21 protein-coding genes are annotated in these 17,812 nt (G+C 44.2%); 6 read left to right on the top strand and 15 right to left on the bottom strand.

The genetic code is table 11. The annotated features are described in order from the left end of the window. Positions 1-25 precede the first annotated feature (25 nt). Entirely contained in the window at positions 26-898 is an 873-nt protein-coding gene (locus tag QYF49_RS03560; RefSeq protein WP_290398243.1) for a sulfite exporter TauE/SafE family protein, read from the top strand. Between the two features lie 11 nt (positions 899-909). Here QYF49_RS03560 and QYF49_RS03555 read toward each other — a convergent pair whose 3' ends face one another. Continuing rightward, positions 910-1,140: a DUF2198 family protein gene (locus QYF49_RS03555; protein ID WP_290398242.1), complete on the bottom strand. Its 231-nt coding sequence runs from the start codon at positions 1,138-1,140 to the stop codon at positions 910-912. A 231-nt stretch (positions 1,141-1,371) separates the two neighbouring features. On the opposite strand from QYF49_RS03555, the gene QYF49_RS03550 reads away from it, so the two are divergent. Together QYF49_RS03550 and QYF49_RS03545 are read left to right on the top strand one after the other, a co-directional pair. Beyond that, the gene (locus QYF49_RS03550) at positions 1,372-1,641 is read left to right on the top strand and encodes a hypothetical protein (protein WP_290398241.1); all 270 of its coding nucleotides are present in this window, start codon (positions 1,372-1,374) and stop codon (positions 1,639-1,641) included. Between the two features lie 67 nt (positions 1,642-1,708). Next, on the top strand, positions 1,709-1,846 hold the full coding sequence (locus tag QYF49_RS03545) for a hypothetical protein (protein ID WP_290398240.1): 138 nt from the start codon (positions 1,709-1,711) through the stop codon (positions 1,844-1,846). Positions 1,847-1,865: 19 nt separating this feature from the next. Here QYF49_RS03545 and QYF49_RS03540 read toward each other — a convergent pair whose 3' ends face one another. The 4 genes from QYF49_RS03540 to QYF49_RS03525 form a co-directional block, all read right to left on the bottom strand. Continuing rightward, a complete protein-coding gene (locus QYF49_RS03540) occupies positions 1,866-2,489 on the bottom strand; it encodes an HAD-IA family hydrolase (protein WP_290398239.1) in 624 nt (207 codons plus the stop codon). A 129-nt stretch (positions 2,490-2,618) separates the two neighbouring features. Beyond that, positions 2,619-3,038, bottom strand: coding sequence for an anti-sigma regulatory factor (locus tag QYF49_RS03535; protein WP_290398238.1), 420 nt, complete (start codon positions 3,036-3,038; stop codon positions 2,619-2,621). A gap of 330 nt (positions 3,039-3,368) precedes the next feature. Next, positions 3,369-3,656, bottom strand: coding sequence for a hypothetical protein (locus tag QYF49_RS03530; protein ID WP_290398237.1), 288 nt, complete (start codon positions 3,654-3,656; stop codon positions 3,369-3,371). Between the two features lie 86 nt (positions 3,657-3,742). Next, on the bottom strand, positions 3,743-4,648 hold the full coding sequence (locus QYF49_RS03525; RefSeq protein WP_290398236.1) for a cation diffusion facilitator family transporter: 906 nt from the start codon (positions 4,646-4,648) through the stop codon (positions 3,743-3,745). 247 nt (positions 4,649-4,895) lie between these two features. On the opposite strand from QYF49_RS03525, the gene QYF49_RS03520 reads away from it, so the two are divergent. Next, positions 4,896-5,237, top strand: coding sequence for a YmaF family protein (locus tag QYF49_RS03520; protein ID WP_290398235.1), 342 nt, complete (start codon positions 4,896-4,898; stop codon positions 5,235-5,237). Positions 5,238-5,247: 10 nt separating this feature from the next. Here the strand turns inward: QYF49_RS03520 and QYF49_RS03515 are convergent, their stop codons facing one another. The 4 genes from QYF49_RS03515 to QYF49_RS03500 form a co-directional block, all read right to left on the bottom strand. Further along, the gene (locus QYF49_RS03515; RefSeq protein ID WP_290398234.1) at positions 5,248-5,685 is read right to left on the bottom strand and encodes a GtrA family protein; all 438 of its coding nucleotides are present in this window, start codon (positions 5,683-5,685) and stop codon (positions 5,248-5,250) included. Between the two features lie 18 nt (positions 5,686-5,703). After that, on the bottom strand, positions 5,704-7,401 hold the full coding sequence (locus tag QYF49_RS03510) for a DUF6044 family protein (RefSeq protein WP_290398233.1): 1,698 nt from the start codon (positions 7,399-7,401) through the stop codon (positions 5,704-5,706). A 48-nt stretch (positions 7,402-7,449) separates the two neighbouring features. Next, positions 7,450-8,340 carry a UTP--glucose-1-phosphate uridylyltransferase GalU gene (galU, locus tag QYF49_RS03505; protein ID WP_290398232.1) on the bottom strand — a complete coding sequence of 297 codons (891 nt, stop codon included), beginning with the start codon at positions 8,338-8,340 and terminating at the stop codon, positions 7,450-7,452. Between the two features lie 163 nt (positions 8,341-8,503). Next, positions 8,504-9,490: a Gfo/Idh/MocA family protein gene (locus tag QYF49_RS03500; RefSeq protein WP_290398231.1), complete on the bottom strand. Its 987-nt coding sequence runs from the start codon at positions 9,488-9,490 to the stop codon at positions 8,504-8,506. An 18-nt stretch (positions 9,491-9,508) separates the two neighbouring features. On the opposite strand from QYF49_RS03500, the gene QYF49_RS03495 reads away from it, so the two are divergent. Continuing rightward, positions 9,509-10,057, top strand: a complete 549-nt coding sequence (locus QYF49_RS03495) for a DUF6944 family repetitive protein (RefSeq protein ID WP_290398230.1) — start codon at positions 9,509-9,511, stop codon at positions 10,055-10,057. Positions 10,058-10,071: 14 nt separating this feature from the next. On the opposite strand, the gene QYF49_RS03490 is transcribed toward QYF49_RS03495, so the two are convergent. After that, positions 10,072-11,064, bottom strand: a complete 993-nt coding sequence (locus QYF49_RS03490; RefSeq protein WP_290398229.1) for a CobW family GTP-binding protein — start codon at positions 11,062-11,064, stop codon at positions 10,072-10,074. Positions 11,065-11,334: 270 nt separating this feature from the next. After that, complete coding sequence (gene rpsN, locus QYF49_RS03485; RefSeq protein ID WP_290399036.1) at positions 11,335-11,604, bottom strand: 30S ribosomal protein S14; 270 nt, start codon at positions 11,602-11,604, stop codon at positions 11,335-11,337. A 176-nt stretch (positions 11,605-11,780) separates the two neighbouring features. Between rpsN and QYF49_RS03480 the strand changes: the two genes are divergently transcribed. Continuing rightward, a complete protein-coding gene (locus tag QYF49_RS03480) occupies positions 11,781-12,725 on the top strand; it encodes a metal ABC transporter solute-binding protein, Zn/Mn family (RefSeq protein ID WP_290398228.1) in 945 nt (314 codons plus the stop codon). 576 nt (positions 12,726-13,301) lie between these two features. On the opposite strand, the gene QYF49_RS03475 is transcribed toward QYF49_RS03480, so the two are convergent. The 4 genes from QYF49_RS03475 to QYF49_RS03460 form a co-directional block, all read right to left on the bottom strand. Next, a complete protein-coding gene (locus QYF49_RS03475; RefSeq protein WP_290398227.1) occupies positions 13,302-14,192 on the bottom strand; it encodes a manganese catalase family protein in 891 nt (296 codons plus the stop codon). A gap of 58 nt (positions 14,193-14,250) precedes the next feature. After that, positions 14,251-14,499: a YuzF family protein gene (locus QYF49_RS03470; RefSeq protein ID WP_354005790.1), complete on the bottom strand. Its 249-nt coding sequence runs from the start codon at positions 14,497-14,499 to the stop codon at positions 14,251-14,253. 97 nt (positions 14,500-14,596) lie between these two features. Continuing rightward, on the bottom strand, positions 14,597-16,330 hold the full coding sequence (locus QYF49_RS03465) for a glycine betaine ABC transporter substrate-binding protein (protein ID WP_290398226.1): 1,734 nt from the start codon (positions 16,328-16,330) through the stop codon (positions 14,597-14,599). Further along, entirely contained in the window at positions 16,327-17,535 is a 1,209-nt protein-coding gene (locus QYF49_RS03460) for a quaternary amine ABC transporter ATP-binding protein (RefSeq protein ID WP_290398225.1), read from the bottom strand. Before QYF49_RS03460 ends, QYF49_RS03465 begins: the two co-directional genes overlap by 4 nt. Positions 17,536-17,812: the final 277 nt, after the last annotated feature.

Raw genomic sequence — 17,812 nt, 5'->3', positions numbered from 1 at the left:
CAGAACGTCTAAAGGAGAATGCATCTTGGAATTGCTTTATGTTCTTCTGGGGCTTGCGGTTGGAATTATTTCCGGTTTTTTCGGACTTGGGGGAGGCTTTATCTTGACCCCTGTGCTGATACTTTTTGGCTATGAGCCGGTCACTGCAATTGCGACCAGTCTCATGTATTCGATCGGGACCAGTGTTTCAGGGGTATTTGCCCATCTCCGCATGAAAAATATCTATTGGAAAACAGCCATTACCCTTGGTTTGTCTGGAGTGCTTGCCACACAGGCAGCACACCCTGTTGTCATGTGGCTTAGCGAAAACCATTGGGATAAAATTGTTATACCAGCCTTATATATCATACTTATGGGATACTTTGCTGTTCAGCTGCTCAGGAAAAAGAAAGGAACAAAGCCAGCGGCAGCACCAGCGGAAAGTGCCTTTTCCATCCCGAAGGCCCTGCTGATCGGGTTTACCGGCGGGTTCCTTTCTGCCACCCTCGGGGTCGGCGGCGGCTTTGTCATGGTGCCTCTGATGATTTCTGTATTGAAGCTGCAGCCAAGAAAAGCCGTAGGAACGAGCCTCGTGAGTGTTTTTGCTATTGTTGCAGCCGGTTTTCTCACCTACGCACAGTCGGTCACGCTCAACTATCACATGGGCCTATTATTAATTATTGGCGCATTGATCGGCGCCCAGCTGGGAGCGAGGCTTACCGCGCTCTATCAAAATCACCAAATGGAAACATATCTCGGCGGAATTTACGCCGCAACGATCGTTTCCGTATTTCTTCAGCTTTTACATTTCGGCCGCATCGGCCTCGGCGTTGTTTCGGTCTATATTATGATACTGCTTTTCTTATTTTTAAAGGATTCCGCTCGCTATTGGCGAAAAAAAGCGTCCGCCCCTTCTTGAGGCGAACGCTTTTATTTCATTTTGCGTGCTTGTTTCTTATATATGTTCAACCCAAGCCAATATCCGATCATCAGAGAACATAATCCTGTTGCCTGAAGATAAAACGGCTGATTTTGTCCATCAAACGCAAACAGCATAATAAGCAGCGTGATGAACACAGGCAGATACTTTGAAAAGAGCACCCGGTTAAAAATAAGCTGTAAAACAATCGGCAAAAGCGCTGCCATTAACACCTCAACCATAACAAGCCTACCCCTATCTATTCAAATACTTCCTCATTTTTACTATAACACATTGAAACAGCTCAAGCGCCCTGTATAAAGCCTGCAGACGATCGTACTAAACCATACCTCCCTGCCATGTAAAAACTGCAGCTCTATGAAAATTTTATGAAATAGGTTTCAATGGGTAACTATTTCGGGAATTTACAGAATATTCATTTAAATATTTGCGATTATTGAGGAGGTTTGTCCATGAATACGCGCAGGGTTATCGGCATATACCCTTCTGAAAAGAAATTGTTAAATCGGCTGAAACTATTGAAAAAAGACGGAATGGACACAAAGCATATGTTGGTCGTAGGACCTTACGAGACAAGCAAGGTGCCGCCCTCCGAAAAGAACATCCAGCAGAAGCTGGTCAGGATTGGTGTTTTGGAAAGCGAGGCTAAGCTTTACTCGGCTGTAATCGAAGGACAGTACATTTTACTGAACACTGTCACTCATCAGGAATATTTAGCCTAGAGAAAAAAGAAGCATATTGCCTCTGCTGTTTCATAGATTGATATGAAGAGGAGGAGGCGCCCATATCATGAATGAACCTGACCAGATGAAAGCATTAAACCAGCTGCTTGAAATTATCCACTATAAAGGCAATAAACGAAAGCTGCCATTTTTAGCTCTGCCTTATAAGAAGCGAAAACAGCAAGTCAAAACCCTGCGTCCTTAACGCAGGGTTTATCATGTGCTCAGTGTATGACCTTTAAAATATCTTTAGGCTCATACACCATGAAATCCGGTTTTTCTTTTTCAGCGGCCTCTCTTGCATCATAACCCCAGCTGACCCAGATGATTTTAATGCCGCATTTACGGCAAGCGGCAATATCCCTGGCTTCATCACCCACGTAGATCACTTCTTCCTTTCCCAGACCGGTTCTTTTCAGATAGCTTTTAATATGGCGGTCCTTTCCGAACAGCCGGTTCGAGCAAATGACCTCTTCCATGGGACTGAGCCTGTTCCTATCTAGAAATGCATCGATGTTCTTTCTGGAATTGGAGGATATAATGGCCGTTTTATATCCCCTGCTGTTTACTTCCGATAAAAGTTCAGCCATGCCGGGGACCAGTGTCACTTCCTCAGACGCTTGATGATACAGCTCGTAAAATTCAGTGCTCCAAGCTGGCAGTTTATGCACCGGGAAGTCAAATTGCTTCATCCTTTCCCTCATTGAAAGCTTCCTTAAATACTCCATCTCTTCTAGATCTACTCTGCGAAAACCATGTTTTGCCGCCAGCTGATTAAACACCGATAGGAACACCCGCTTCGAGTCAGCCAGCGTGCCATCAAAATCAAAGATTACAGATTTTATCATAAATAAGGATTCTCCTTAATATTTGGCTTCATTTTTATTATAGTTCAGGGACAAGCAGTTTGTAATATTTTCCATTAAATACCCATTAATTTAGCCGCCTGCTCCCATTACTTTCATGGAAATCGGCGGCTATTTCATCATTTTTTCACTGCACCATTTAATGGCTATGATCTCAGTTCCCAAATGAAGAGTCGATCGAACGTTGATGCTATCCATTAATTTTTGGACACCCGGCAAACCGGCTCCCAATCCTCCTGAACTCGTGTAACCCGTTTGAAGCGCCAGGTCTATATCCTGAATACCCGGACCGTAATCAATCGCTGATACTCTGATCCCTGGCCGTTTTACTTCTTCCACCGCTTCGACAATGATTTTACCTTGTCCCGCATAAAGGTAAATGTTTCTGGCAAGCTCTGATATCACTGTTTTGATCCTGACCTGATTGACTTGATTAAATCCGATGATTCTGGCAAGCTCCTTACCTTCTTGCCTGGCAATAGATATATCCAGTTCCTTAGTTATGTCAACCGTAACCTGATGATAGAACATGGTAAGCACCTCTATTCCTGTTTTATTGGTAGTGCTTACTTGCTATTGGCATACGGAATATAGTATTTTTAGACACACCACTGAGTAAACAACACATTATATACCTTTCATATCTTCAACAATTTATGTATTTATCCTTTTTATTTCAACAAATTCATTTCCTTTTGGGGACATCTTACTATAAAAGACATTGCTTTATCGATCATACTTATTTCGACATCCCTCCTGCCTCTCCTTTAAAGAGCGTAAGGATTCTTCAAGATCCCATCTTTTTTACATCCTCTGTAAATAAAAAGGGCCTTGTCCTGTGACAAGGCCTGAACACCAATATTACTTCTTCCCTGAATTTTCATGTCCGGGAAGCTGCTCATCCGGAGTTGACTGTCCGCCTGCAGAAGTATTCTTATCCGGGATGATCGTTGCCTGCTGTCCGGATGCGTCGGGCTTTGCTGTACCAGACTGTGAACTCGGCAGCTGATCCTCTGTACCAAAGTCTCCGATCGAAACAACTTTCAGCCCCAGATCACTTAAGTTATCATTTAATTTTACGCGGAGATCTTTATCAAAGGTCTCTGGAGCATCTTCCGTATATTCAAGCTGCACATGGATAGATTTCATTCAACTTCTCCTCCTTTTTGCATTTCTTTATGCAATCTATTCCCGATTTGATTTGTACTAAACAAAAAGAACACCCGTCAAAGGTGTCATTTTTTGTCAGGGAAGTAAGGGTTAATATGGATAAATACTTCTGATGTATCCGGAAATCTGTTTTGTATTTCGTCTCTTAATTCTCTTGCAATATCATGGCCTTCTTTAATACTCAAGTCATAATTAAGTGAAATCCTTAAGTCCAGGATGATGTAATGCCCATGTGTCCTGGCTCTCATCCGGTCGATCCGTTTCACTTCATTAAATTCCAAAACGACCTTTCGATACTGCGTCAGCATCGGTTTCTCGATATTTTTATCCATGAGTACATCAATGGATGAACCGAGCAGTTTTAATGAAATTTTTAAAATAAGGAAAGCAACAATAAGACTGGCAGCAGCATCACCGTACAAGAGAAAGTGCATGTTGAATCGCTCACCGATCATCGAGAGAATGACACCGAAAAACGCTGCCAGTGAAGCGACAATGTCCGCTTTATGGTCAAATGCTATCGCGATGATGGCCTTACTGTTGTATTTTTCCCCCAGCTTCATGGAGTTATGGTACAACAGATGCTTTGCTATATAAGAAAATAAAGCTGCAATCAATGCAATGTATTCAGGTGCATGAGGAGTTCCCATCAATCCGAGAATGCCTTCAACGACAATGTAAATCGAAACAAGAAATAAAATAATGCCTACAAAACCCTCACTAAGCACTTCTGCTTTACCATGCCCGAATGGATGGTCTTCATCAGGCGGTTTGTTGGAAATCCCCACCACGGCCAATACAGCAATGGAAGCGACAATGTCGGCAGCAGAGTGAATGCCGTCAGCAAAGACAGATTCACTTCCTGCCATCAGCCCGACTGCCACCTTTCCAACGGTTAATATGCAGTTGCTGATCAGAGCCAGCCAGGCTACTTTTTTACCGATCCTTTCTCTTTCTTTTACAGTGTCCATGTTCCCCTCCTAAAATAAAGTTTCCCGAAGGAAAAAAAAACCCTAAGCCCATTCCGGCTTAGGGTACTATGTAATTTTGAATTTTGGGCTCGTCATATCCATCATCCTTATTTGTTGCGGCAAAAATACCAGTTCTTTAATGATACTCTTTTCAAAACAGAAATGCAATCCAGCATGAATTTCTGGAAAATAACACACTGCGGAAACATATCTATGAAGTAGATCAATGTTACAGGAGGAATCTGCTATGAACAACAAAGTGGGAAAAAATGATTTTGTGCAAGGTTTTGTTCCCCATCATAACCATGGTTCCGTTGACTATACTTCCATGGCCGATAATCATGTTCATCAATGTCTTGATGTGACTTCACCGCCCATTCCCACGCAGGATGGAGGCCATATCCATTTTACCGAGGGGTATGTCTTGTTTGAAGATGGGCATACCCACCATTACCGTGCCTATTCTGGTCCTCCCATACCTGTTGGCAACGGCATGCACGTACACTTTTACGACTTTTACACAACTGTAGATGATGGACATCGTCATCATGTAAAAGGTGTAGACCAGCCTGCTCCCGGAACGAAATAACAACTTTTTATTACTCTCCAGTTAATGAGCCCGCTTTGCCATGACTGTTTTTTTCGTTAAAAACGAAGCGTTTCTGCCCGATATAATTCAACACCGTATAAAGTCCGGTTCCAATCAGTACTGCGGCATCTTTGGCAAACTCCATTGACAGGGGAAGGATAGCTGAAAACACCCATTTCGCAATCTGTATGCCGGCGTAGTAGGCTGTAAAATAGCAGAGCAGTATAACGATAATAAAACGAATCATGCTTCCGGCAACGGGTGTGGAACTCTTAAAGGTAAACATCCGATTCAGCACATAGCTTACACAGGCTCCAACCGTGTTTCCCAAAAACGTTGCCATCCAATACGTTGCACCGGCTGCATGAATCAACAGATAGATGACGGATAGTCCGACAAGTGTGTTGATGACACCAACCATTAAAAAACGCACAAATGAATGTTTCATTCTTCATCAACCTTTAATTTATTCAACGGCTTCTGCACGATACAAATAAATCTTCCATGCCGATTCTTCTTGTGAGAACGCTCTGACAAAGTGCAGATGATTTTCTTCCGCATTGCGGATCGGCAATGCGGAAAAAATGTACTGTCCTCCCATTTCGGTAAAGACTTTAGTGTTCAGCTGCAGATGATGAACCACTTCTTTTGAATCCTTTGTGTAATGATACTTTTTCCCCAGTTCATCTGCGAACAGATAGCACCGGTTTCCCCAACGGTCAAAGTAATTCCTTAACGCCCGGTTTTTATCCAGTTCCTTGGCAATGATCTTCCGAAACTGATGCTTATAGGACAACGGATAATAATTATTATAGGTATCGAGTGTGTAGAAGCCATTATACTGAGCAATGGCAGGATGGATCCCTATACTCGCCACCCGGTAAGATGGCTGAGGACTGCCTATATAGTCCTTGATCTCCTCAAATTGCTTTTCAGCATAAAACTCCTTAAAGGACGGGGCACCGACCGAACGATAATAGATCTCTTCATGAGCGCAGCACAGAACAAAAATCTGAAGAGCAATCCCAGCCTTCACCCATATCCTCCAAGATCCTCTATTCCATAAAACCCAGCATCCCAAAGCAAATAATGCATAAATAACGAGAGGACGCAAAAAATGAAAACGGGCAAAATTGAAGGTTGCAAGAAAAGAAACCCTGACTTTAATCGGTTCCCAGCCCTTGTTAAACCAGAAGGCATACCAGACAGAGAGCAAAAAGTTAAGCACGAACAGGAATAGGAAAAGCTTTTTGCTATCATCGTTTCTGCCTCTATCTTTCCAAAGCTTCCAAAGCGCCGCAAACGTAATAGGCATGATGACCGCTGTATGCAGGGTGAGAACATGCGTGTGGCCCAAAAAAAAGTTCTTAAAAGACAGCCTCATGGAATGCCAGAATGTATGCTGCCCGATCTCAAACTCATTCCGGCTTGTCGGTTCTTCAGGTACAACGAGCGAGTACAAGAGTCTGTATTCAATCATCAGATAGATTGCAACCATCAGTACGATACTGAATAAAAAGCGGAGGTTCCACTGCTTTTTTACCAGTGCATCATACATCCAAAGCAAACCCACAGCCGTTAGGAAAAAGAAAAAACCAAGCACAAAACTGGAATATAAGGGCAGTAGTACGAGAATCAGCCACTCCCTCCAGGTGTCTTTGTGCTTTCTTATATTTAATAAAGCCCATAGTGCCAAGGGCTGCCCGAGTGTACTGAGCATGCCCGAAGGCCAGAAGGGGGTGAGAGCAAACGTGAGCGAAACCCATACAGTAACTGGATAAGCTTTTTGGTCTTTTATCCAATGTCTCGTCAGCAGCAAATACATGCCGATGAACGCAAAAATACGGGTGATTCCCTGGCTCATTGCGTAAGCTGTCATCGGCTCAAACCAGTGATGAAGCCACTGGATCAGGCTGAACTCCGTTCCGAACGCATTGCGGGGTAGCCCGTTAATGATTTGGGGAATAACCGCATCCATCGGACCAAATAGCTGGCCGCTCTCTTTTAGCACCTTATACCAAGCGATGTTAGAATCCATATTATCATGCACTCGGATATGCGAGTTCTCGCCAAGTATAAACGGAGGGGCCATGAAGAAAAACAGGAACACCCATGCGAGTATCAGATGTTTTTTTTCCGGGCTTAAGGCTGGCCAGTATTTCACAATTCACAGAACCCCTTCTGTTTAAAATAAGCCGTAAAATCGGCAAAATCACAATTTCGGATCGGCCTGTACGTCCATCATTTTTTCCTTTAAATAACGCAAGAGTGGCTCGTTAAGCTCCTTATTTTTCAGAGCAAATTCAATCGTCGTCATGATAAATCCAAGCTTGTCCCCAACATCGTAACGATCGCCTTCAAACTCGTAGGCATACACATGCCGATTCCGGTTCAGCCTCTGGATGGCATCCGTAAGCTGAATCTCTCCACCCGCCCCGATCTCCTGATTATCCAGAATGGAAAAGATCTCTGGAGTAAGAACATAGCGCCCCATGATGGCCAGGTTTGATGGTGCTTCACCTCTAGCAGGCTTTTCCACAAAATTAGAAACCTCATACAATCGTCCGGATTGTTTTTTCGTCTCAATGATTCCGTATCGATCGGTTTCTTCTTCCGGTACCGGTTTGACCCCGATTACAGACGACCCTGTTTTCTCGAACTGCTGAATCAGTTGGCGAATGCATGGTGTTTCTGACTGTACAATATCATCACCAAGAAGCACGGCGAACGGCTCGTCTCCAATAAACTTCCTGGCACTCCACACCGCATGACCGAGTCCCTTCGGCTGTTTCTGGCGGATGTAATGAATATCCGCCATCTCTGAAGATCGTTGAACTTCCTGAAGGAGCTTCACCTTGCCCTTGCTGAACAGACTTTGCTCCAGTTCGAAGGAATAGTCAAAGTGATCCTCGATCGCACGTTTCCCTTTACCTGTCACGATCAGGATATCTTCAATGCCTGAACTAATCGCTTCCTCCACAATATATTGAATAGTGGGTTTGTCTACAATAGGCAGCATCTCTTTCGGCATCGCTTTGGTGGCCGGCAGAAACCGGGTACCAAGCCCGGCTGCTGGAATGATGGCTTTCTTTACTGTTTTCATATCTACCACTCCTCAAAGGCCTCAAAATTGTACCCTATCTATGCATTAGTGTGACCAATGCTCTCTCATCCAAACCCCCATTTTCATCTGATAGGTACTATTCCATTTTCACTGCTGAATTAAACAAAAACCGCTCATTTAAAAGGATGAGCGGTTTCTGTCGTTATTTACTGTCATTCGGATAGACAACTCCAATCTGGCTGCGGATTTCATCCATGATTTCCATGACGGTAAGAGAATTCGAGTGTGAATTAATGTCAGATTCAAGTTTTCCTTGCTGAATCAAGGAGATGAATTCTTTTGCTTCATAATACATCGGTTCATGATCGGCAGTCCGAGAGACTTCTTCTGTCGAGCCGCCCCTTAGCCGGATCTCTACTTTCTCCGGGGTATGAATCCGGTCAATGACGATACTCCCTTTCTCCCCTTGAATTTCAGAAGGGAGGAAGGAATCTGTAATTTTCGAGTAGGTGATGACGGCTTCCATCGACTCATAGGTCAGAAGAACACTTCCCTCCCCATCGACACCGGATTCCAGCATGATCCCGCTTGCCTTTACAGTGAGCGGTTTACCAAACAGAACAACGAGCGGATAAATGCAATACGTACCCAAGTCCATTAGTGCTCCGTTCGAAAACTCGGGCTTAAATGCATTTAAAATGTTTCCTTCTTTATAGGCATCATAGCGGGAAGAATATTGGCAATAGTTCCCGACGTATCTTCGTATCGTTTCGATCCTGGGCAAGCTCTCCTGGATCGCCTTGAACCCTGGAAGCATCGTAGACTTCAGCGCCTCCATCATAACCACCTTGTTCTCTTTTGCTGCTGCAATCATATCCTTCACTTCGCCTGCGTTCGACGCAAGGGGCTTCTCACAGAGCACATGCTTCCCATGATTCATCAGCATGATGGCCTGCTTCGAATGAAAAGAGTTTGGACTGGCGATATAGACCGCATCGACGGCTTCTGATTTTGCCATCTCTTCCACATCCGTAAAAACGGTCTGCACCCCGTATTTATCCGCAAACTCTCTGCCTTTTTCCTCCGTCCTTGAATAGACGGCAGCCAGTTTAAAATCCTCCAGATCCCCTGCTGCTTTCAAAAAAGAATCGGTAATCCAGTTCGTTCCAATTATACCAAAACGTATCACAATAAATCCTCCTTCATCGTGCTCTCTGATCATCATGCATTTAATGTAGCATGTTTTACAGTTCTGTGCGGAAATTTAGCTGTCTGCTTAATTTTCGTCAATACATTGCAAGCTGCCGGAAATTCACTTGAAGCCGGCGGGCAAGGAACGTTTTCACTGGAACTGATCGGAAATGAACTTCAGGCGATCGGAAACGTTACAGTCATCGCCGGTCTTCTTATGGATTTTGAAGGCGACATCGAGGACATTTTAATCATAACGGGAAATTGGACCCAGGCATTAGGCGGTTTGGTTGCTTTAGCAGACGAATTTGAGGACAGCACAACGGCAGGACAATCAGAAAATATTATAGGGAATCTCCTGCAGGCCATCGGGAACTCACTTCAGGCGCTGGGCGGTTCATATGAGCTGCTCGAAGACGGCGGATACTATCATCCGTCTGTCTTCTTTGACAATGATGACTTAATTATCACTGGCAGCTGGATCCAAGCTGCGGGCGCTGCTATCTCTGTCATCGGTCAAATTAAAGAGGAAACGCAGGAAGCCGCTCTGAACATTAATGAATAGCCATTGTAGGGCAACTACACTTTATATGTCTGCAGAACCTCCTGCTGAAAGGAAGTTCGAATTTCCTCAATCGGCATGTTATAACCGATCAAAATCAGGCATGTCCGGCAGGTCTGGTCTTCCATCCGTTCTATCTCCAGTTCTTTCGATGCGAATTGAAATTGATAGAGACCAGAGGGAGAAGCCAGCGATACCATTCCTTTTCCGCGCAGCACACTTCCAGGCAGCTTTTTCAGCCATTTTTCAAAGCGGATCCGCTCGACCGCAGGAAAATCTTCTATTTTAAACGCTTTAAAAGGGTGCTCGTGGTGGTGGTGTTCATGATTGTGATGCGAATGGCCGGTTTCTTCCATTCCATCCCCAAGGGAGACGGCAATCGTGCTCATCCGTTTCTTCAACAGCTCCTCCAGCTCCACTTCACCATAGACCGTTTCTATGATTTCAACATCTGCTTTTAATAGCTTGCTAATTTTTTTATAGATCTTTTCTTTCATTTTCTCGTTGACAAGGTCCATTTTGTTTAAAAGAATAAGCGTAGCGCTCGTCATCTGTTCATTGAGCATCTCCCGTATTTCCCTTGAACTGGAGAAAATGCTTTGATACTCAAGGAACTTGCTCGCATCGGCGAGACTGATGATGGACTGTGTTTCAAAACCGTCAAGAAGACGCGGATCGGTCAGCGCTTCAAGAATTTCCTTCGGATTTGCCACTCCTGTACCTTCAATCAGTAATACATCGACAGCGTTCTCTTCCTGTAAAAAGAACTGAAGCTCCTCGCGAAGATCGTCCTGTATCGTACAGCAAATACAGCCGTCCAGCATTTCCAGCATCTTTTCACCTTTAAACATATGCCCTTCTACATTCACCTGACCGAGCTCATTAAGAACGATGCCCGGCTTAAGCCCCCTCTTTTTAAAGTCAGACAGCATCTTGAGCAATACTGTTGTTTTTCCGCTGCCAAGAAAGCCGCTTAGTATGTAGGTTGGTATTTTTTGTGACTGTGTCATATGATGCCCTCCTATCATTAAATGCTTGTTATTTTTATAAATCGTAATCATTATGTTTTATCTTATCATGGATGGCAGGTCCAGACCTAGAAAAACAAACAAATTATCTATTCATCAAAAGGATTTTCGCTGTCCCCTTTACTTCTTAAAAGAGTATGGTAAGATTCAAATCGTAAACATTACGTTTTATTTGGGCGGTGAGGACATGGGCTTAATGCAAATTAGTAAAAAGCTTTCTCTTCACGTTTTGTGAGAGAAAGCTTTCTCTTTTTACCAGCTTGCTTTTTTCACGCCTGGAATTTGGCCTTTATGAGCAAGTTCACGAAAAGCAATCCGTGACATCTCAAACTTGCGAAGGACTCCCCTCGGCCGTCCGGTCACCTTGCATCGATTATGAAGCCTGGTTGGACTCGCGTTTCTAGGAAGCTTGCTCAAACCTTCATAATCTCCCTTCGCCTTCAATTCTGCTCTTTTGGCAGCATAGCGCTCAAAGACCGCCTGACGTTTTAACTCTCGTTCGATCATTGCTTTTTTCGCCATCATCCATCATTCCTTTCTTACTTAAATCGTAATTATTACGTTTTGTATTGTAATCCTTATACATCGGGCTGTCAATCATGGCGATTTTTGTAAGATGAAGATGAGGAAAAACTCTTTACAAATCGTAACCATTACGATATATTTCAGTAAGATCTTATATTGAAAGGTTGAATACGATGAAAATGAAATGGCTTGCCATGTTCACTGCTCTTTCTTTTATTCTTGCAGCCTGTTCCGGCCAAAACAAGACCAGTTCGGCCGAGGAAGCAGCTCATAAGAACAAAAAAATACAAATCAATACGACTATTTTTCCACTTGAGGATTTTGCAGCAAAGATCGGCGGCAAGTATGTTAATGTGCAAAATGTAGTACCTGCAGGTATCGAGCCTCACGACTACGAACCCACGATTCAAACGATGTCCAAACTGACTGATGGTGATATTTTTATCTATAACGGAGCAGGATTGGAAGGATTTGCTGACAAAGCCATCGACACATTGAATCAAGATCAAACGATGGTGGTTAAAGCCTCAGAAGGGATATCGCTTGCCGAAGCTCAGGAGGAGCATGAAGGCCAAAAGGAGCATCATGAACATGGAGACGTTGATCCCCATGTGTTTATTGATCCATTACATTCCATAAAAATGGCGGAAAACATAAAAAATGCATTGGTGAAAAAAGATTCTCCTCATAAAGAATACTATGAGAAAAACTTTGAGGATTTAAAATCTCAGATCGCTGCTCTTGATCAAGACTTCAAAACTCTTATGAAAGGCAGCCATAAAAAAGAAATCCTTGTTTCACACGCTGCTTATGGTTATTGGGAGAAGCGATATGGATTAAAACAGATTCCAATTTCCGGACTTTCTCCGTCCAATGAACCGACCCAGAAACAGCTGCAGCAAATTATTAATCTTTCAAAGAAACATCAGATCCGCTATGTTTTGTTTGAAGACAATGTCAAACCGCGGGTAGCCGATACAGTAAAATCTGAGGTGGGTGCCGAGGCCCTGTCCTTCCATAACTTGGAGTCACCCTCTCAAAAAGATATTTCAGGTAAACAAGACTATATCAGCCTCATGGAAAAAAACATTAACATTCTAAAAAAAGTTCTTCAATAAAATAAGAATCCTCATCCTTCTGCCCGGATGGGGATTTTCCATGTTTACGTTTCAGACGGACAGTTTACTCACTTATCCCTCTCTTCTTTGATCCGGATAAATTTTATGCCAAATAAACAGTCCGATCACCCAAAATAAGATCAATAGACTCCAGTAGAAAGTGAACATGCGCTTTCCTCCCTCTATTTTTCCCGTATAAAAAGCCCGCTTAAACAGAACGTGATCTGCTTAAACGAGCCTCTAGATGTCTAGTCAGCTCTTGCTCTATGTAATTCACCAATTTGGAGACGGCGGAACATTAGGCCGGCGATGCCATATTGCACCTTGCGGGTTGTTCCCTCTGCCGCTGTTGATGTTTTAGTTTGAGAGTATGTTACCTTACTTTCAGGACAGATGTCAAGGTTTTCCGAGTGAAATACTCTGAATAAGTAGTTTGGTTCAATTATTTCGATTTAGGCTGATTCTTCCTGAGTTTGGCTCAATTAGCTGGAGTGTGGCTCAATTCTGTACTCGGATGGCTCAATTACCACAAAAAAACCGAACCGCTCCATCATACACTGGCGATTCGGCATCCCCTTACAAATTCGACATCAGCCTCTTCAAAATGCGCTCATAATCATCCCGGTCGATGCCCGGGGCAAATTCCTCAGGAAGTTCTTCAAAGTCCGGTACGGGAGCCCCTTCCGGCATGCCGTCAATGACCGTTAACTGCTGGCCGGTTTCAGGGTTCTTTCCTTTCCAGATCTTGCTGATGTCGCGGTACTCAGGCTCTCCCCACGTATACAGCACATTATAAAGTCCCTGATCCATAAATTTCTTTGCATAATCAAACTTGCTGTTGTCGAGTCTCGGAACCGGAAGCATTTTTCCGACGTCCACACCGGTTGCTACTTCCAATGCCTTTGCATAAGCGATAATATGGGTGCCTCCCCGGACGAGTAAATAACCGGTCAAGGTTCTTGCTGTTGGATGCTCCGTCATTTCATACACCCTCATTTTATGGGTACGCGCTCCGATCTCCAACAGATAGTTATGAAGAAGATCAGCTATAAGATTTCCGGTATTGGTTACATACTCTCCGTTCCACGGGCGGCCCATGGAGTCACCCGGGTAGGCAGTCTGAGGCGTCGTCGTAAAATGGAGCGAATAGCGTGCATCCTTCCCATTTTGCAGCGGTGTGCTGTCCGGGTCACCCGGAAACGTATTGCCGAATGACATGAGATTAATCGTATTGGCCACCAATTCCACATGGCCGAACTCCTCCGCCGTGATGCTGGCCACCAAGTCATAAAAAGGTTTAAGTTTTTTCTTTCCCCGAAAATTAAATGACTGGAACATGTAATTATTCAGTGTAGACATCTCTCCAAACTTTCCGCCCAAAAGCTCCTGAACGGCCGAGGCTCCGTTCATGTCTCCGTGCTCCGGCCGCGGCAGTTCGATCTGAATTTTGTTCACACGTTTTATCATGATGCTTCACCCCCGCTGTGTTTCTACTACCTCAAAGCCTATGTGGTCCCCAGGAGGATTATTCGGGAATAAGCTGAGGATTCGGCACCACCCAGATGATCGCTTGCGTGCGGATATGAAATGAGTTTCCTGCGGATTCTACGACGATATGATCGGGAACCACCTGTTTAAGCGTCCCCCGGACCGACCCTCGCTCGGTCTGGACGACAACCGGCTTTCCTACCGCCGGCTGCAGCGATTGATATACGTATGGATCGCCCACGACCCAATTGATGTTATTCATGCTGAACTCCCCCTTAACAAACAATTTGCAGTATTCCTTATAGTTTATTAGAAGGATTTGGCCATTAGTCTATCTAAAAAAGAGGACAGCTTTCAGGAAGCTGCCCTCTTTTCAATCATTCTTATTTTTTTAGATCCTCAATGGAATCGATCGGCATGTATTTCGGAACCGTCAGTCCAAGCTTCGTACCTTTCAGGTTAGGACCGAGATCCTCGAATTTGCCTTTATATTTGTTGTAGTAATCCTTGTGAGTCGTTGGCAGCCATGCGGCGACCATCGCGTCGGCACTTCCGTCTGCCACTCCAGCGAACATCGGGCCGGCTTCAACCTGCTGAAGTTTTACTTTATAGCCCTGCTGTTCAAGAACTTTTGCTGCAACGTTCGTACTTGCAATTTCGGATTCCCAGGCGACATATACAAGGCTGACTTCTTTCCCATTGCCTTTTTGAGCACCTTTCGTCCATTTGCTGACTTGTTGCTTATGGGATTTCACCCATTTAGCTGCAGCGTTTTCAGGCTTCGCTCCATCTTGAACGTCCACCATGACCTCTTCCATGTCAGAAGGCTTCCAGTAGAACTGATCCAAGATCTTGTTAGCGCCTGGATTTTCCTGCTTGAATCCTTTTTTCGTGAGCGTATGGATGCTTTCTCCCTTACCGTAAGAGCCTTTAGGGTCCTTCAGGTATTTAAGGTCGTACTTGCTGAACATCCAATGCGGCGTCCATCCAGTAACGATAATCGGCTCTTTCTTTTCATACGCTTTTTTCAATTCTGCGGTCATCGCTGCGGCTGAACCTTCTTTGAGTGTCCAGTCTTTATTCAAACCGTAGTCTTTCATCGCTTTTTCTGTTGATTTCATTAATCCGGCACCAGGATCGATCCCTGTTATTTCATAATTCACCTGGTCACCGACATTCTTAGAGCTCGTTTGATCCGGTTTAGCCTGTGCGATCGCTGTTGCAGCATAAGCTACGATCAGCACACCGGCTAAGACAGAATAAACAATTTTCTTATTGATGATATTGCCGAAAAGCGGTTTTCGTAAGTTTTGAGAGATTCGATCCAGGATGATTGCGATAATAACGATCGATAGCCCGGCTTCAAAACCTTCGCCGACTTTAATCTGGGTCACCGCACGATAAACTTCTGCTCCAAGTCCCGGTGCACCAACAAGTGATGCGATAACGACCATGGACAAGGCAAGCATGATACTCTGGTTGACACCCGCCAGGATGGTCGGTGCAGCCAATGGAAGCTGTACTTTGAGCAGCTTTTGTCCTGTTGTGGAGCCAAAGGCTTCTGAAGCTTCGATCAAATCTTTTGGCACTTCGCGGATCCCCAGATTCGTAAGACGGATCGTCGGCGGTACCGCAAAGATCACAGATGCCAGAATCCCCGGCACCACACCGATTCCGAAGAACAGAATCGATGGAATCAGGTATACGAAGGCAGGCATCGTCTGCATGAAATCCAAAATAGGGGTAATGATTCTTCTTGCGGTATCATTTTGCGAAGCCCATATTCCAAGCGGTATTCCGATCAATATGGTCAGGACGACGGATGACAACACGAGGGCGATCGTATCCACAGTTGAATCCCAATATCCGAGATTATCAATCAGTAATAATCCGATCAAAGTAAAAATGGCCACTCCCCATCTGCTCGTGTAAAGAGCAATAAGAGTTATGATTAATATTAAAACAATCGATGGTCCCATTCCAAGAAGGGTGACAAGGTTGTCAAGCAGCCCATCGATAAAGCCTGTAATGGCATTGAACACAGGATCGAACGTGCTCGTTATCCAGTCCACAAGATGGTCAACCCATTGTGCTAAAGGGATTTTCGGAAAATTCATTCGTCATCCTCCTTTCCGTTCAGCCCATCGCGGTTGCCGGCAAGCGCCCCAATGACTGCGCCTCTGATAATGACACCTTTTAACCGTTTTTCTTCATCCGTAACGGCAAGTGGAATCGTCGAATTCGCCATCGGTTCCAGCAAATCAGAAAGCAGTGTGTCCTCACTTACGGTCAACACGTCTTTTTGCATGACTTCCTCGATGGTTTTATTTTCTTTAATGGCCATAGATGCAGCGTCTGCTGTCACAGCCCCAAGCAGTCTTTTTTTCCGGTCGACGACAAAGATGCTGGAATACCCTTGGTCTTTCATGATTTGAAGCGCAACCCGCGGCCCTCTGTCAGGAGAGATCTTCTCTGCCCGTTTCATTACGTGTGAAGCGGTAAGAACACGTGATATATCCACATCTTCCACGAACCGTTCTACGTATTCATTTGCCGGGTTCATCATAATTTCTTCAGGTGTTCCGATTTGAATGATGCTGCCGTCTTTCATAAGGGCAATACGGTCGCCGATTCGTAGCGCTTCATCCAGATCATGCGTGATAAAAATAATCGTTTTGTGCATGGAATCCTGAATTTCGAGGAGTTCGTCCTGCATATCCTTCCGAATCAATGGGTCAAGGGCACTGAAAGCTTCATCCATCAAAAGGATATCTGTATCGCTTGCGAGCGCTCTTGCCAGTCCCACACGCTGCTGCATTCCGCCGCTCAGCTGGGAAGGCAGCTGATTTTCATAGCCTTTCAATCCGACGATCTCAAGGGATCTCATCGCTTTTTCCTTGCGTTCCGATGGGGAGACATTTTGTATTTCCAATCCGTATTCCGTATTTTCCAACACGGTTTTATGAGGAAATAATGCGAAGTTTTGAAACACCATACTGATGGTCTTGCGTCTCACTTCTCTAAGTTGAGAGGAAGGCATTTTCACGATGTCTTTATTATCGATAAGAATTTCGCCACTTGAAGGATCGATCAACCGGTTAAGCATGCGGATCAAAGTGGATTTACCGCTTCCGGATAACCCCATGACCACGAAGATCTCACCAGGATAGATATCAAATGATGCGTTATTCACACCGACCGTGCTGCCCGTTTCTTTTAATATGTCTCTTTTTGAGTAACCTTTTTTCAGTAATTGAACGGCAGCTTTCGGAGATTTGCCAAATACTTTGGTTACATTTCTTACACTGACTTTTACTTCCATAACATCACCTCTAATTTTACGACATTTTTCGACAACCACGATTCACCGTAACTTTTTTATTGTATAGAAGTATCAATGCTGCACCAAATTATGTATCGTTTGATTTAAGGGTGTGTGACAGTTACTATTAGGAATCCCAACAGATAGCCATAATATACTTACATATATGGACATATCCTCTAATATCCTTTCATATGCTTTCTTTTGAGTAACTATTCGGAAATTTATGGGATTATGCTACACTCTATTTATGAAAAAATCCAACCGGCCCCTCTGC

The organism is Fictibacillus terranigra, assembly GCF_030412265.1.
Taxonomy (GTDB): Bacteria; Bacillota; Bacilli; order Bacillales; family Fictibacillaceae; genus Fictibacillus_C; species Fictibacillus_C terrinigri.
The sequence above is the reverse complement of the archived record's forward strand: the minus strand, read 5'-3'. Positions and strand labels throughout refer to the sequence as shown.